Annotated in this window: 13 protein-coding genes; 3 read left to right on the forward strand and 10 right to left on the reverse strand. The window is 58.9% G+C overall.

Going from position 1 to position 13,820, the window contains the following annotated elements; genetic code table 11:
- From G3574_RS14620 to G3574_RS14650, 7 genes are all read right to left on the reverse strand, one after another.
- The coding region (locus G3574_RS14620) for a methyl-accepting chemotaxis protein (RefSeq protein WP_163964427.1) at window positions 1–940 on the reverse strand (940 nt) is incomplete at its 3' end.
- Between the two features lie 52 nt (window positions 941–992).
- The gene (locus G3574_RS14625) at window positions 993–1,544 is read right to left on the reverse strand and encodes a chemotaxis protein CheW (RefSeq protein WP_163964429.1); all 552 of its coding nucleotides are present in this window, start codon (window positions 1,542–1,544) and stop codon (window positions 993–995) included.
- Window positions 1,545–1,620: 76 nt separating this feature from the next.
- The gene (locus tag G3574_RS14630; RefSeq protein ID WP_163964431.1) at window positions 1,621–3,111 is read right to left on the reverse strand and encodes a methyl-accepting chemotaxis protein; all 1,491 of its coding nucleotides are present in this window, start codon (window positions 3,109–3,111) and stop codon (window positions 1,621–1,623) included.
- A gap of 104 nt (window positions 3,112–3,215) precedes the next feature.
- The gene (locus G3574_RS14635; protein ID WP_163964432.1) at window positions 3,216–5,393 is read right to left on the reverse strand and encodes a chemotaxis protein CheA; all 2,178 of its coding nucleotides are present in this window, start codon (window positions 5,391–5,393) and stop codon (window positions 3,216–3,218) included.
- Between the two features lie 63 nt (window positions 5,394–5,456).
- On the reverse strand, window positions 5,457–5,738 hold the full coding sequence (locus tag G3574_RS14640; protein ID WP_328804791.1) for an STAS domain-containing protein: 282 nt from the start codon (window positions 5,736–5,738) through the stop codon (window positions 5,457–5,459).
- Between the two features lie 41 nt (window positions 5,739–5,779).
- Window positions 5,780–6,148 (reverse strand): response regulator, encoded by a 369-nt coding sequence (locus G3574_RS14645; RefSeq protein ID WP_163964434.1) that lies wholly within the window; start codon window positions 6,146–6,148, stop codon window positions 5,780–5,782.
- Window positions 6,149–6,163: 15 nt separating this feature from the next.
- Window positions 6,164–7,354 (reverse strand): methyl-accepting chemotaxis protein, encoded by a 1,191-nt coding sequence (locus tag G3574_RS14650; RefSeq protein WP_205609791.1) that lies wholly within the window; start codon window positions 7,352–7,354, stop codon window positions 6,164–6,166.
- 278 nt (window positions 7,355–7,632) lie between these two features.
- Here G3574_RS14650 and G3574_RS14655 point away from each other — a divergent pair, with 278 nt between their 5' ends.
- Window positions 7,633–8,022: a response regulator gene (locus G3574_RS14655; protein ID WP_163964436.1), complete on the forward strand. Its 390-nt coding sequence runs from the start codon at window positions 7,633–7,635 to the stop codon at window positions 8,020–8,022.
- Window positions 8,023–8,059: 37 nt separating this feature from the next.
- Here G3574_RS14655 and G3574_RS14660 read toward each other — a convergent pair whose 3' ends face one another.
- On the reverse strand, window positions 8,060–10,201 hold the full coding sequence (locus G3574_RS14660) for an ATP-binding protein (RefSeq protein ID WP_163964437.1): 2,142 nt from the start codon (window positions 10,199–10,201) through the stop codon (window positions 8,060–8,062).
- Window positions 10,202–10,455: 254 nt separating this feature from the next.
- Here G3574_RS14660 and G3574_RS14665 point away from each other — a divergent pair, with 254 nt between their 5' ends.
- Window positions 10,456–10,899 carry a response regulator gene (locus tag G3574_RS14665; protein ID WP_235953454.1) on the forward strand — a complete coding sequence of 148 codons (444 nt, stop codon included), beginning with the start codon at window positions 10,456–10,458 and terminating at the stop codon, window positions 10,897–10,899.
- The gene (locus G3574_RS14670; RefSeq protein ID WP_163964438.1) at window positions 10,889–11,221 is read left to right on the forward strand and encodes an Hpt domain-containing protein; all 333 of its coding nucleotides are present in this window, start codon (window positions 10,889–10,891) and stop codon (window positions 11,219–11,221) included. The genes G3574_RS14665 and G3574_RS14670 overlap by 11 nt, the downstream gene beginning before the upstream one ends.
- A gap of 49 nt (window positions 11,222–11,270) precedes the next feature.
- On the opposite strand, the gene G3574_RS14675 is transcribed toward G3574_RS14670, so the two are convergent.
- Both G3574_RS14675 and G3574_RS14680 read right to left on the reverse strand, forming a co-directional pair.
- Window positions 11,271–12,491, reverse strand: a complete 1,221-nt coding sequence (locus tag G3574_RS14675; RefSeq protein ID WP_163964439.1) for an HD-GYP domain-containing protein — start codon at window positions 12,489–12,491, stop codon at window positions 11,271–11,273.
- A gap of 87 nt (window positions 12,492–12,578) precedes the next feature.
- Complete coding sequence (locus tag G3574_RS14680) at window positions 12,579–13,808, reverse strand: EAL domain-containing response regulator (protein ID WP_163964440.1); 1,230 nt, start codon at window positions 13,806–13,808, stop codon at window positions 12,579–12,581.
- Window positions 13,809–13,820: the final 12 nt, after the last annotated feature.

Genomic DNA, 13,820 nt, shown 5'->3' on the forward strand with positions numbered 1-13,820 from the left:
CCGCGCTCGTCTCTTCCGCGCCCGCGGCCTGCTCGCTCGCCGTCTGGGACAACAGGTTCGCCGCCGACCGGATCTCATGCGCGCCGCCATGGACCGCCGTCGCGGCCGTGCCGATGTCGGTCACGATGCTCGCGAGGTTGCCGATCATTGTGTTCAGGCCAAGGCGAAGTGCGCCGATCTCGTCATTGCTGTTGCTCGTATCAGCGTTCATCTCAAGCCCGCCGGCGGAAATGACTTGGCATGCCCGCGTCATTTCGCCGAGCGGCACGATCAGCCGGTAATACACCATGTACCACGCAAATACCAGCATCACGAGCCCGACCGTTGCGCCTTCCTCCAGATATTCATGCAGAATCTGGGTGTCGATGCCTGGCATCAGCAGGCATGCCAAGGTTGCGGCAAGCATGGCGACCAATGCGCCCATGACCAGTGAAATCCGTGTGGCGATGCGCATGCGCGTCAAGGAAGCGAGCCAGCCGAGGGGGCCGGAGCGTACGACCTGTCCTTCACGAATCTTCAGGCCACGCGCGTTGCCTTCGCGGAACCTGCGGTAGACCTGTTCGGCGGCCTCGACCTGCTGCCGGTTCGGCTGGACGCGCAAGGACATGTAGCCGGTAATCCGCCCGTTTTCCCAGATCGGATTGGCGTTTGCCTGCACCCAGTAGTAATCCCCGTTCTTGCAGCGGTTCTTCACCATGCCGCGCCATGGTTTTCCACTCTTCAGGGTTGCCCACAAATCGGCGAAAGCTTCCGGTGGCATGTCCGGATGGCGCACGATGTTGTGCGACGTGCCGATGAGTTCTTCTTCCGAAAATCCGCTGATTTCGATGAACGGCCTGTTGCAATAGACAATCCTGCCCTTCAGATCGGTTTTGGAGACGATGTATTCTCCTTCCTTGACTACACGTTCGACGTTCGTCACCGGCATGTTCATTCGCATGTGATCATCCTTTTTTCGGTCATGTTGATAGGGGCATTCCGCGGCAGGCCGTTCAACTCAGGGGAACCAGCGCGGCGTCCGCGGGGGTGAACCTGTCGAGTTCCTCTTCCGCCAGCACGTGATCCACATTCACGAGGATGACGAACTTTCCATTGAGCTTGCCCATGCCTTCAATGAAGTCCCGGCGGATTCCGGCGCCGAACAAGGGCGCCGGCTCGATATCGGAATTCGGGATGTCGACGACCGCATTGACCGAATCGACCACCAGGCCGACGGTCTGGCCTCCCGAGGCGCCCCGGACCTCCATGATCACGATGCAGGTCCGCTTGGTCACTTCATTGGCGCTGCGGCCAAACCGGATGGCCAGGTCGACGACGGGGACCACCGCACCACGCAGGTTGATGATGCCGCGCACGTAGTCCGGCATCATCGGAACCGTCGTCAGCGTGCCGTACTCGATGATTTCCTTGATGTTCAGGATGCTGATCGCATGCATTTCGCCGCTCAGCATGAAGGTGAGGAATTGTTTCTTGCCAAGCTTGTCGGCCAGATCGCCGTGCGTCGCGGACATGGCGGTGTGCGAGGGACGGGTGACGTGGTTCATCTGTTTCTCCTGTCGGTACTGGTGCAGCAGTGTTGGCCGCCGCCTTGCCGCGGCCAATCAGCCCTTAAGTCAGCACTTAAGCGCGAATCTTGAAAAATGCCATCGATGTCTTCAATGCCGTGGCTTCGATCGCGAGCTGATTCGAGCCGGCCGCGAGTTCTTCGGAACTGGCGGCGTTCTGCTGGGTCGTCATGCTCTGCTCGTTGACCGCCGCGCTGATCTGGCCCACGCCGGTCGCCTGCTCCTGGGACGCCGATGCAATCTCCTGCACCAGGTCCGAGGTCTTGCGGATGTTGGGCACCATCTTCTCCAGCAGCGTCCCGGCCCGTTCCGCCAGTTCCACGCTGCCCTCGGCCACCTCGCCGATCTCCTGCGCCGCAACCTGGCTGCGCTCGGCCAGCTTCCTGACTTCGGCGGCCACCACCGCGAAGCCCTTGCCGTGTTCGCCGGCACGCGCGGCTTCGATGGCGGCGTTCAGGGCCAGCAGGTTGGTCTGGTAGGCGATGTCGTCGATGATGACGATCTTCTTGGCGATCTTTTGCATGGCCGACACGGTGGCGCGCACCGCCTCGCCGCCCTCGGCGGCTTCCACGGCGGCCTGGGTGGCGATGCCGTCGGTGACCCGGGCGTTCTCGGTGTTTTGGGCGATCGATGCGGTCATCTGTTCGACCGCCGCGCTCGTCTCTTCCGCGCCCGCGGCCTGCTCGCTCGCGGTGTGCGCGATGGACTGCGCCGCGGCATTGATCTGGAGCGCCACGTTGTTCACGGTTTCCGCCGAGCGGTTGGCCGTAGACACGATCTTGCCCAGGCTGGCCGTCATCTCGTTCAAGGTCTGCAGCAGTTGTCCGGTCTCGTCGTGGCTGTCGACACGGATGTTTCCGGTCAGGTCGCCGTCGGCAACCCGCTTCGCCGCCGCGACGGCAATGCCGATCGGGCCGGTGATCGAACGCACGATGAGAAGGGAAATCGCGGCGAGCACGGCGAGGATGGCAAGGCCGCCCACGGCAAAGGTCCGGACACGTTCGTAGAAGGTGGCGTTCACGGATTCGACGTACACGCCCGAGCCGACGATCCAGCCCCATGGCACGAATGCCTTGACGAAGGAAACCTTGGGAACCGGCATGTCGCTGCCCGGCTTTGGCCACATGTAGAACACGAAGTCACCATTGCCGCCACGGGCCGCCTTGATGAACTCGATGAAGATCGCCTTGCCGGTGGGGTCCTTGTTTTGCGACACGTCGGTGCCGTCCAGTTCCGGCTTGGTCGGATGCATGACCATGCGGGGATGCATGTCGTTGACCCAGAAATATTCGTTGCCGCTGTAGCGAAGTTCCTTGATCAGTGCCAGCGCCTGGCGCTTTGCGTCGGCCTCCGACATTTCTCCCTTTGCCGAGCGGTTGTAATACTGCGTGACGATACCATGCGCTATTTCGACGGTCTGGCGCACGTTGTCCTTGTTCGCTTTCAAAATTAGGTCGCGCTCGGACACGAGGAGAAAACCGGCAAGCAGCGTCAGGCCCAGCAAGGAGCATAGGGTCAGCAGGAACAGCTTCTTGCCGATTGTCATTACCAAAAAATGATTCCGCTTCACGTATTTCCCCAAGTAGTTTGTAGATTCCGGCGATGAACCGCGCCGGAACCGGGCCTGTTGTCCGGCGGCGGCCGGCCGCTTCAGATTTCCGGCGCCGATGTCGCTTCGCCCGGGGCGTGGTTGCGCGCCGGTGCCGAACTTCCGGAGGCATGCTCGACCAGCCGGATCAATGCCTGCACGTCGAGAATGAGAGCGAGCTCGCCGCTGCCGAGGATGGTCGAGCCGCTGATGCATTTCACCTGGGCAAACATCTTTGCCAGCGGCTTGATGACTGTCTGAAATTCCCCGAGCAGGCGATCCACGACGATTCCCGCGCGCGTCGAGCCGTATCGCACCACGACGATGCTCTGGCGGCGCCCGGCGGATTCGGAAATCCCGAAAACATCGCGCAAGCGGACGAAGGGCAGGATCTGGCCGCGCAGATTGATAAAGTCGCCATCCGAGGCATCGTCGCAGGCCACGCATTCCTCGATCATTTCCATGGGAATGATGAACATCGACGATCCGACCTCGACCATGAAGCCATTGATGATGGCGAGCGTCAGCGGCAGGCGCACCTTGAAGGTCGTGCCTTTGCCTGGTTCGCTCGATACATCGACACCGCCGCGCAATGCACTGATGTTGCGCTTGACGACGTCCATTCCCACGCCACGTCCGGACAGGTTGGTGACCTTCTCGGCCGTGGAGAATCCCGGCTCGAAAATCAGGTTGAAGACCTCTCCGTCGGACAAGGCACGGTCGGTGTCGATCAGGCCGCGTTCTTCCGCCTTGGCGAGGATCTTGCCGCGATCGAGTCCGCCGCCGTCATCCTTTACCTCGATGACGATGCTGCCGGATTCATGATACGCATTGAGTTCGACCTGTCCCCGCGCGGACTTGCCGCGTGCGAGGCGGATGTCGGTTGGTTCGATGCCATGGTCGATCGCATTGCGCACGAGGTGGGTGAGCGGGTCGGTGATTCGTTCCACCAGCGTCTTGTCCAGTTCGGTATCGTCGCCGCTGATCTTGAGCGTGATGTCCTTGCCGAGTTCGCGCGCGACATCATGCACGACGCGCTGGAACCGGCTGAACGTTGCGCCGATTTTCACCATCCGCAGCTGGAGCGCGCGCTCCCGCACCTTTTCAACGAGTCCGGACAGCACCGAACCGCATTCCTGGACTTCCTGGCTGCGGATGCGGTGGGCCGTCAGGTTGACGCTTGCGGACGCGATGATCAGTTCGCCAATCAGGTCGATCAGGTTGTCCAGCTTCTCGGCATCGACGCGGAGCGTGCGGTTTTCATTGCTCTTGATCTGCCGGACATGTTCCTGCTTGCTCAGGGCGGCTTCCACCACGTTGGGATGAACCGCGCCATCGTCCACCAGGATTTCGCCCAATCGCCCAGCCTCGCTGTTGCCGGCTTGCCGCTTGAGCGCCTGTTGCAGTTCATGGTGAGTCAGCGTGCCGCAGCGGATCAGCAAGTCGCCCAGCCGGGCCGACTCGTCGGGAAGTTCTTCGATCAGGCGGAGATACTCGCTGATCTTGGATTGGGGCGGAAGGATGCGGACCTCGCTGTCATCCTGGACAAACTCAAAGGCGCTTTCTATTTCCGCCTTGCTGACATTGCTCTTGAATCCGAATTCAAGCCCGATGTAGCACGACTCCGGATCCATCGAGGGCGCATCGGGGATGCCATTGACCAGGGTGAGCACCCCGGTGATCGTGCCCATCTTTTGAAGGTAGCGGAGTATGGAAAGCGGGTCCATGCCGTTGCGCAGGACGTCGGGCCCGAAGCGCGCGGAGATGTGCCATCCATCCGTCGGATCGCCGTTCACATTTTTCACCTGGTCCAGGCGCGGCGCGGGCGGCTCGGCCAGGCTGGAATTCCTGGAGCCCAGGATGGAATGCAGGCGAGCGGTCAAGGCAGCTTCCTGCTCGCGCAGCGATTCTTCCGCTTCATGCTGGCCGTCTTCGACCGCGTCGACAAGCTGGCAAATGTGATCCCTGCAGACCAGGAGCAATTCCACATGCTCGTGGATCAAGGGCAAGCTGCCATCGCGGATCCGGTCGAGCAAGGTCTCCACGTCATGCGTGAATCCGATGACGAAGTCGAGCCCGAACAAGCCCGCCGAACCTTTGATGGTATGCGCGGCGCGGAAGATCGCATTGATATGCTCGCCGTTGGGATTCTTCAGATCAAGCGACAGAAGCGCCGTCTCCATCTCTTCCAACAGCTCGCGGCTTTCTAAGATGTATGCTTGCAGCCCTTGGTCGAGCATGTATGGCGCTCCTGAAAAATTTGTCTGCCTGGGTCTGCCTGGTCCCGGGCCGCAGCCCCTGGATCAGGGCGATGACATGACGATCGGGTCGCTGAAGAGCTGGGCAATATCGAGCAGCTCGAAAACGTTGATGACGGCCTGGCTATGGCCATGCAGGCGAAGCACCTTTCCATCCAGCAGTGAGGTGCGCTTGGCCAGGATCAGTACCTGTACGCCAGACGTATCGATGTCCGTCACCCTGGCCAGATCGACGTCCAGTTCATCGCACGATTCCAGCTTCCCGAGCAGACTGGCTTTCAATTCTTCGGCGCGGAAGATCGTCAGTTCGCCTTCAAGGGCGAGCACGACTTTCCTGGGGCCTCGACCGGAATGCATTGTTCGGCTCCTCAAGGCATGATCAGCTTTTGAACAGCGTTCAACAACTGTTCCGGCTTGAACGGCTTGACCATCCAGGCCCGCGCGCCCGCCGCCTGTCCTTCGCGTTTCTTGGCTTCTCCGGATTCGGTGGTCAGCATCAGGATGGGCGTGAATTTGTAGGCGGCTTTCTGCTTGGCTTCCTTGACGAAGGCGATTCCGTCCATGTTCGGCATGTTGACGTCGCAGATGATGAGATGGACCTTCTGGCCGGTCAGCTTGGACAGAGCGTCCTTTCCGTCCATTGCCTCCAGCACCTGGTAACCGACGCCGCGCAAGGCAAGGCCGACCACGGCGCGAAGGCTTGCGGAGTCGTCAACGATCAGGATGGTTTTTGACATTGGGGTACCTTGTACTCAGAAGTAGGTCAATTCGCTGCCGTCTTTATCATGGACAAGGGACGGATGATGATTCATGAACTGATCTCGCATCGTGTAGCTGCCCTGGAGCTCCTGCAGCCATTGGTCCGAATCGGGAAGATCGGGAATCGCATTGCCATCCAGCGTCTGCTGCAGCTTTTCCATGTCGTTGGACACGGCGCTGAGGATCTGGCTGACACGGTCCTGGTATTGCAGCGTGATCAAAAGATTTTCGACGTCGTTCCGGATGACGGAGCCGTGGTGCCGCATGTTTTCCGCGGAGTCGCCGAGGACCTCCACGTGGCTGAGCACATCCCGGACAACGTTTCCAGAGTTCGCGAGCGACGAGCGATCTTTTTCGGATGCGCGGTCGGCTGCCTCCAGGGTCATCTTCGCGGAACTCGATACTTCTTTCACCCGCAGGCTGATCTGCTTTCCCGTTTCCGCAGACAGCAATGCGAGCTTGCGAACTTCCGCGGCCACGACGGCAAAGCCCCGGCCGTGGACGCCGACGCGCGCCGCTTCGATTGCGGCGTTGATCGCCAGCAGGTTGGTCTGCGCCGCGATCGAACCCACGTTCTCGGCCATCTTTTCCATTTCCGAGGTCGCGTTGGTCAATTTCCGGATGTTCTCAAGCAGTTCGTCCTTGCTTCCAATCATCTGCTCCAAGGTGTGGATCACCGGCCCAAGTTCCTTCTTGCAGATGTTCAGGAGAGTCACCGTGGTCTCTGCCGCCTTCGCGCTCTCTTCGCCGCTCACGCCGCCGAATCCCGCCTTGTCGAATTCGCGGACCATGGAACCGAAGCTTTCGATAAGCTGGGACACGGCGCTTTCGGTCTGCTGCTTGACCGTATCAACATGCCTGCTCCAAAGGGGAAGCAGGGACGGCATCAGGTCCTGCAGGCGTTCGCCCGGCTGGGATGCCAACCGGAGGTCTTGCAATCGCTGGCGGCACGCGGCAAACCGGCGTTCGACGCGACGAACATGCCATGCCGCCGCGACGGCGCAGAAGCCATTCAGCACGAGCGCAATACCGACCACCGCGTCGAATTCAATTCGGTACAGGATGAGAGCGGAACAGAGGACCACTAAAAACAACAAGCCAGATGTTCCAAATCGCGCTAAAGACCGTTGAGGCGTTAATTTCATTTCCGCTCTTGACCTTGTGATTAGGGAAGCGCAGTACAAGGGTTGTCCAAGACAGACCGAAAATCTTTGCGCAATTTTCATTCCCAATGGCAATCAGGATATATGATAACCACAATCTTTTCAATTCTTGGGCAAGAAATTCACTAAGATTGTTAAAATTTTGTCGTTCGTGATCATCCGGTCCCGCACCGGATTATTCTTATAAGGTATTGGTCTTAAAGAAGATTTTCTCGAATACGAGATTTTCCGAAGTTTCAAGGATTTGGATCAAGAATTTAACTTTTCGTTTTTAGTAAATTAAATTTACCTAAACCAGAATGAAGCACAAGAATTTAACGACAATTATTGTCGACGACAACGAGATGACCCGGATGCTTCTCCGGACGATACTTCGCAGCGTGGGTTATCGAATCGTCGGAGAAGCCCTTAATGGAGAATCCGGGCTGACGATGGCGTTAAAGCTTAAGCCGCAGATCGTGTGCCTCGACATCCTCATGCCGGGATCTGACGGCCTGGAAATACTTCGCAGCCTGAATGAATTTTTACCTGATTCCGTCGTGCTGATGGTGACGGGTAAAAACGATGCGGACACGGTAAAGCGTGCCCTCCGGTTGGGAGCCAAGGGCTTCATCATCAAACCCTTCAATGCAAAGAGCGTCATCCTGGCGGTCGACCGGGCCACGTCGCATCTCCTTCCCGTCGAATGACATTGGCCCGCGACGAAAACCTGAGCACGCACCCGGATCACCTGGCTTCAATCCCTTCCCCTGCATCTTCGTTCTCTTCAGCATGCTGAACCGGCCGGCATGGCTGTTCGATGAAGAAGATCGTTCCTCCTTCGGGTGGTTGTTCAACGCCGACCGAACCCCTCATGCGCTCGACGATGCTCTTGACGATCGACAGGCCAAGTCCCGTGCCTTCCTTCGCCCGCGAGTCAGACGAATCTGCCTGGGAGAATTTCTGGAATAGCCTGTCGCGGAATTCATCGGGAATGCCCGGTCCCTTGTCGATGATCTCCACCCGTATCTGCTCGGCGGCAACAAGGGCTGCGCGGATAAGAACTCGCTCGCCACGGGGAGAATACTTGCAGGCATTCGACAGCAGATTGGCCATCACCTGTTCGAACCTGGAGGGGTCGACATTCAGCGAGACGTCCGGAATCTCTCCATCGACCTGGAGCGTGACTTCGTATCGCGTTGCGAACGGCATGTTGCTTGACACCGTATCGTCAAGCAGGCGCCGCAACTTGACGATCTCGAAGTTGAATTCAAGCTTGCCGGCCTCGATCTTTTGCAGGTCGAGCAGGTCGTTGATCAACAGGGTCAAGTGTTCGCTGCTCCTATGCGCCGTCGCAATGAGTGTGGCGGCGGCTTCCGGCAGGGCGCCCAGTGCCCCTCCATCGACAAGCCCGAGGGCGCCGCGGATTGCCGTCAGCGGCGTCCTCAATTCATGACTGACCGTGGAGACGAATTCATTCTTCATCCTGTCGACTTTTTTCCGCTCCGTGATGTCGCGGACGATGGCAATCAGCTTGCGGCCATTCGACACGGCAAAGCGGTTGATCGACAACTCGATCGGGAAAATCGTCTGGTTTTTACGCTTGCCCATTCCTTCCATGCCGACGATGGGCAAGTTGCGGAGAGCGAAAGCAATCAAGCCTTCATTTTCACTGGCAATTACTTGCGGGCCGGAGAGGAAGATGATTTCCTTGCCAATGACTTCATGTGCGGCATACCCAAAAATGGATTCGGCTGCCTTGTTGAAAGATTCGATCAGGCCCGTTTCCGTCAGCACGATGATGGCATCGGCCGCATTTTCCACGAGCGCTTCGAGGCGGGTATTGGAATCGCGAAGGGCCTCCTGCTTTTCGGCCAGGTTATCGAGCAGGCGGCTCTTGACCCGGTTGTTGAATTCAGCCTGCCGCTTGAGTTCGAGCGTCAAGACCAGGTCGCGTTCCCGGCGCCGGTTTATCCTGATCAAAAGGATGAAGGCGAACGCCAGGGAGAGGACGGTGCCGGTTGCGATTCCGCCAATGATGAGCGCTGAATTGCGCCATTCCGAAAGATAGGTCTCTTCCTCGATGCCAATCACGACAATCAGGGGATACTTTTCAACCGTCCTGACCGCAACCATGCGCGGCCGGGTAATGCTCCCGCCCTTGGTAAAACGAGGGGATGCCGTCACGATGACGTCATCCAGTTTTTTCATTCTTTTCACAACGATTGCCGGCGAGCCGTCAAGGTTGTGTTTCCCCAGAACGCCCTCGCGTTGCGGCCACCTGGCCAACAGCAGGAAATCATCTCGGTACAGCGAAATGTAGGCCTTACCGTCGATGCCGACCTTGTGATAAAACTCGGTGTAGAAATCAACCGAAATGCCGAGCAGGACCATTCCTATGAACTGACCGTGCTCGCCATTGAGACGCCGGCTGATGTAGAAAGTCCATTTTCCGTTCCCCTTGTTTTGTACGGGGGCGCTGATCAGTACGTCCAAGCTCGGATTATCGCGGTGCGCCTTGAAGTAGTCGCGTTCCGCGAGGTTGATGGGCTTGGGCGGAAAGTGACGGCTATAGTTGAGCAGCTCTCCGTCGCTCGCCACGATGGAGACGACATCGATCTGCGGCGAACTTTCGAGCTTGTATTTCAAGATCTCGAACACTGCCTTCGTCGCGGTTTTCGCGCGCAGGTCGGACTCGCTTGTGATGCCGAGTTCCTTAAGGCGCTCCACCGTGCCGTCGAGCGCGAGGTAGGCCGTGGTGAATTGCTGCGCAGTGTTCTCGGCAAGGATCAGGGAGAAACCGGAAAGTTGCCGCTTCCAGTCTTCCATCGCCTGCTTGCGCAATACCCAGATCGAAGTGGCCGCAGAAGCGACGACACCGATGATCAATAAGATTCCTATGCCAAGGAAAACCCGGTTCGAACTCTTGGTTTGCATTTTCCTGCTTTCAGGTTTGAGTATTGGCATCGGCTATTGTGGGAGCTGGTGTGCGAGTCGTCATGTCAGGCGTCGCCGGGCTGCGACGACAAAGTTGCAGTCTGAACGACGCAAGAGTTGGATCTTGCTGCGCGGGTCAGGTAAACGTAGGACGGATACGCTTTTTCTGATACATTGAATTGCAGCTTGCATGCAGGTGGTTCGGCATGCCGGCTTTCCTCTTCACGCCGCATCACCATGACAGTGACATGACGCCCGATACCCCCCTGAAAACCATTCTTTACGTCGAGGACGATGCCGATATCCGGGCCGTGGCCAAGATCGCACTTGAAATCGTTGGCGGGTTTTCGCTGCATGTCTGCTCCGGCGGCAGCGAAGCGGTAAGTGCGATCGAGCAAGGCATCCGGCCCGACCTGGTGCTCCTCGACGTCATGATGCCGGGAATGGACGGCCCCACCACCTTGAAAGCCTTGCGCGCTTTCGGAGAACTGGCGTCCACCCCGGTGATTTTCATGACCGCCAAGGTCCAGCCGCGCGAAGTGGAGCAATATCAGGCAATGGGCGCGATCGGGGTGATCGCAAAGCCGTTCAACCCGATGACGCTCGCGCAGCAGGTAAGAAAACTTTGGGAGGACCGCAATGGAGCTTGACGATCTGGAGGCGCAGATCAGGGCGCTTGCGCAGGTATTCCTTGACCGTCTTCCGGAAAAACTGCAGGAACTGCAACAGGCATTGCATGCCGTCTCGAAAGGCGGCGATGCCTTGGCCATGAAACATCTCCATCTGTTGATGCATACGCTGGCAGGGGCAAGCGGATCTTTCGGCTTCCATGAGCTTGGCGAAAGAGCACGCGCGCTGGAGGACCGGATTGACGCCCTCGCCCCAAGCGAAGCCGTTGGCGCGGTGCTGTCCGACACGCAGGAATTCATTCGCTGGGCGTCTGGCATGGAAGGCATGCGCAAGGACGAATGACGGCAGCGCGGTCCGGCGAGCATGGAGCGAAGCCGCATGGACACGTGCATCACGATCCCAGTTCCAGTGCCAGGTCCAGGCCCCATTTCGCAGGTTGCTCGTAGCTCAGGATCCGGTCTCCGCCTCCCGCGCCGAATCCTTTCGACAGGTCGATGATTTCCGGCGTCATCCGCGTTCCGGAGCGGGTATTGAAAAATGCCTTCACCTTTGGGGCCAGCATGTTCGTCGGATGCGGTTCGATGACGAGCGCGAGTCGCTCCGATTCCAGCATGACGAGCGTGCCGACCGGATAGATGCCGACGCAGCGCATGAAATTCTGTACGTGTTCCGCATTGAAGTGGTGCTTGCTCCATTCGAACAGCTTCCGAACGCCTTCGGCGGGCGTCATCCCCTTGTGATAGCAGCGGTCCGCCGTAATTGCGTCGTATACGTCGACCACCGCGGCCATCTGAGCGAGCATGGTGATCTGGTGCTGCTTCAGGTTGTCAGGGTATCCCGTGCCGTCGCAGCGTTCGTGATGGTGCAGGGTGATGTCCAGCACGATGTCGCTTATCTTCGGGATGTCCTTGAGGATGTCGTAACCGTCGCGCGGATGCTTCCGGATGATGGCGAACTCTTCGTCGGTAAGCCGGCCCGGCTTGTTGAGCACCTCGTCCGGCACCTTCGCCTTGCCGGTATCGTGCAGCAGGCCGCCCATGCCGGCCTCGCGCACGATTTCGCCCTTCATTCCGCGTGACCGGCAAAAGGCAACCATCAAAGTGCAAACGCTCACCGAGTGCAAAAACGTGTAGTCGTCCTTGTCCTTGATATGCACCAGCCCCAGCAGGGCGCCAGGATTGCGCAGGATGGATTCGGTAATGTTTTGAACCACTGGCTGAACGCGATCGATCTCGATTGCGCGGCCGAGGCGCACGTCGCTCATGATGCTTTTCACAAGGGCTGTCGCTTCGCCCTTCACCTTGCCGGCGCGCTCCAATTCTTCTTCATAGGCTGAACGCGGTTCCGGAACCGGCGTCTCGGCGATCTTGCGCAGGTCACGCTCGATGTCGCGCTTGACTTCGGATTGGGTGGGGGCGTCGTGGACGTCGAGACCTTTTTCCGTGTCGATGTAGACCTCCTTGATTCCCGCGTTCAGGATCTTGGCTACCGTTTCATCCCCGGTCACCTTGAACTTGCTGCGAATGAAGGGATGTTCATTCCAGCCGCAATTCAAGTCGCTGATGAACATGCCCTGGCGAAGCTGATCGCTGGTAATCTTCTTGATGGTCATTTCTACTAATCTCAGTGCGTAATCAATTGGGCGGACGGCGTCATTCGTGAATCCCCGGCTGGCGTGTCATTGGTCGCAAACGTGCGCCTACACTGCTTGTGTCGCTTGAGGTGCCGGAATGTCGGCCAACAATGTTCTCAATGTGGCAAACGAGGAAGGCTTCGCGATAAGGAAGCCTTGCGCGGTGGTGCAGCCAGCCGAGGTCACGAAATCGAGCTGTTCCCGGGTCTCGATTCCCTCGGCGACGGTATCCAGGCCGAGCCGGTGCGAGAGCGCCAGGATCGACTCGAAGATCATGTGTCCGCGAGGAGTCGCCGGCGCGCGCATCACGAACGAGCGGTCGATCTTCACTTCCGTGATCGGAAATTCGCTAAGCTGCTGGAGGGAAGAGAAGCAGGTGCCGAAATCGTCAAGCGCCACGCCAAAGCCGTGCATGCGAAGCCGCGTGACGGTTTCGAGCAAGCCGATGAAATTCTCCGCGACGGCTGTTTCCGTCACTTCGATGATGATCCGCTCCGGTGGCACGCCATGTTCCATGGCGATCGCCCGCCAGCGGTTCGGCACGCCGACGTCCTGCAGGGTAAGCGGCGAGGCATTGATCGCCAGCTTGATCGGCGTGCCGTTTTCGGCGAGCGTCCTGCTCGCTTGCAGGGCCTGGTGAAGCAGCGATTCGGTAAGAAGGTCGATCAGTCCCTCGCGTTCCATCACCGGGATGAAGTGGTAAGGCCCGAGCACCCCGGCCTCCGGGTGGTTCCAGCGCGCAAGCACCTCGGCGCCGCGCACCTGGCCATCGGCCAGCGAAGCCTTGGGCTGGAAGTAAGGCACGAACTGCTCTTTCATGATCGCCGACTTGAGGTCTTGGACGCTCCATGACATTCGTTCCGCATGCTCGTGCCGGGCCGGCTCCGTAACGCGCGGCATGCACCGTTCGAGTACCTGGACAAGATGCTCGCGCCTAATTGGCTTCGGCAGGCATCCGGCAAGGGAAATGCGGTGGCCGTTCGCCAGCATCTCTACCGCGGAAAACAAGTCGGAACCCAGCGCCGACACCAGGATCAGCGATCCGACCTGATGACGTCCCACCAGGCGGATGAACTCGACGCCATCTATCGATGCATGCTCGTCGGCCTGAAGGTCGCAGACGACGACATCCACCCCGTCCGCTGCGATCAGCGAAAGCGCCTGCCCGCCATCCGTTGCCTCCAGGATGTCCTCGCAGCCCAGGCTCCGAAGCATGGTGACTAGCAAGGCCCTCTGAAACTTGTTGTCCTCGAGAACCAGGATGCGGTAACGTTGCCAGGGCCGGGTGGAAAGCATGGGATATCCTTC

This window comes from Noviherbaspirillum galbum (assembly GCF_010974945.1).
In the GTDB taxonomy this organism is placed as follows: Bacteria; Pseudomonadota; Gammaproteobacteria; order Burkholderiales; family Burkholderiaceae_D; genus Noviherbaspirillum; species Noviherbaspirillum galbum.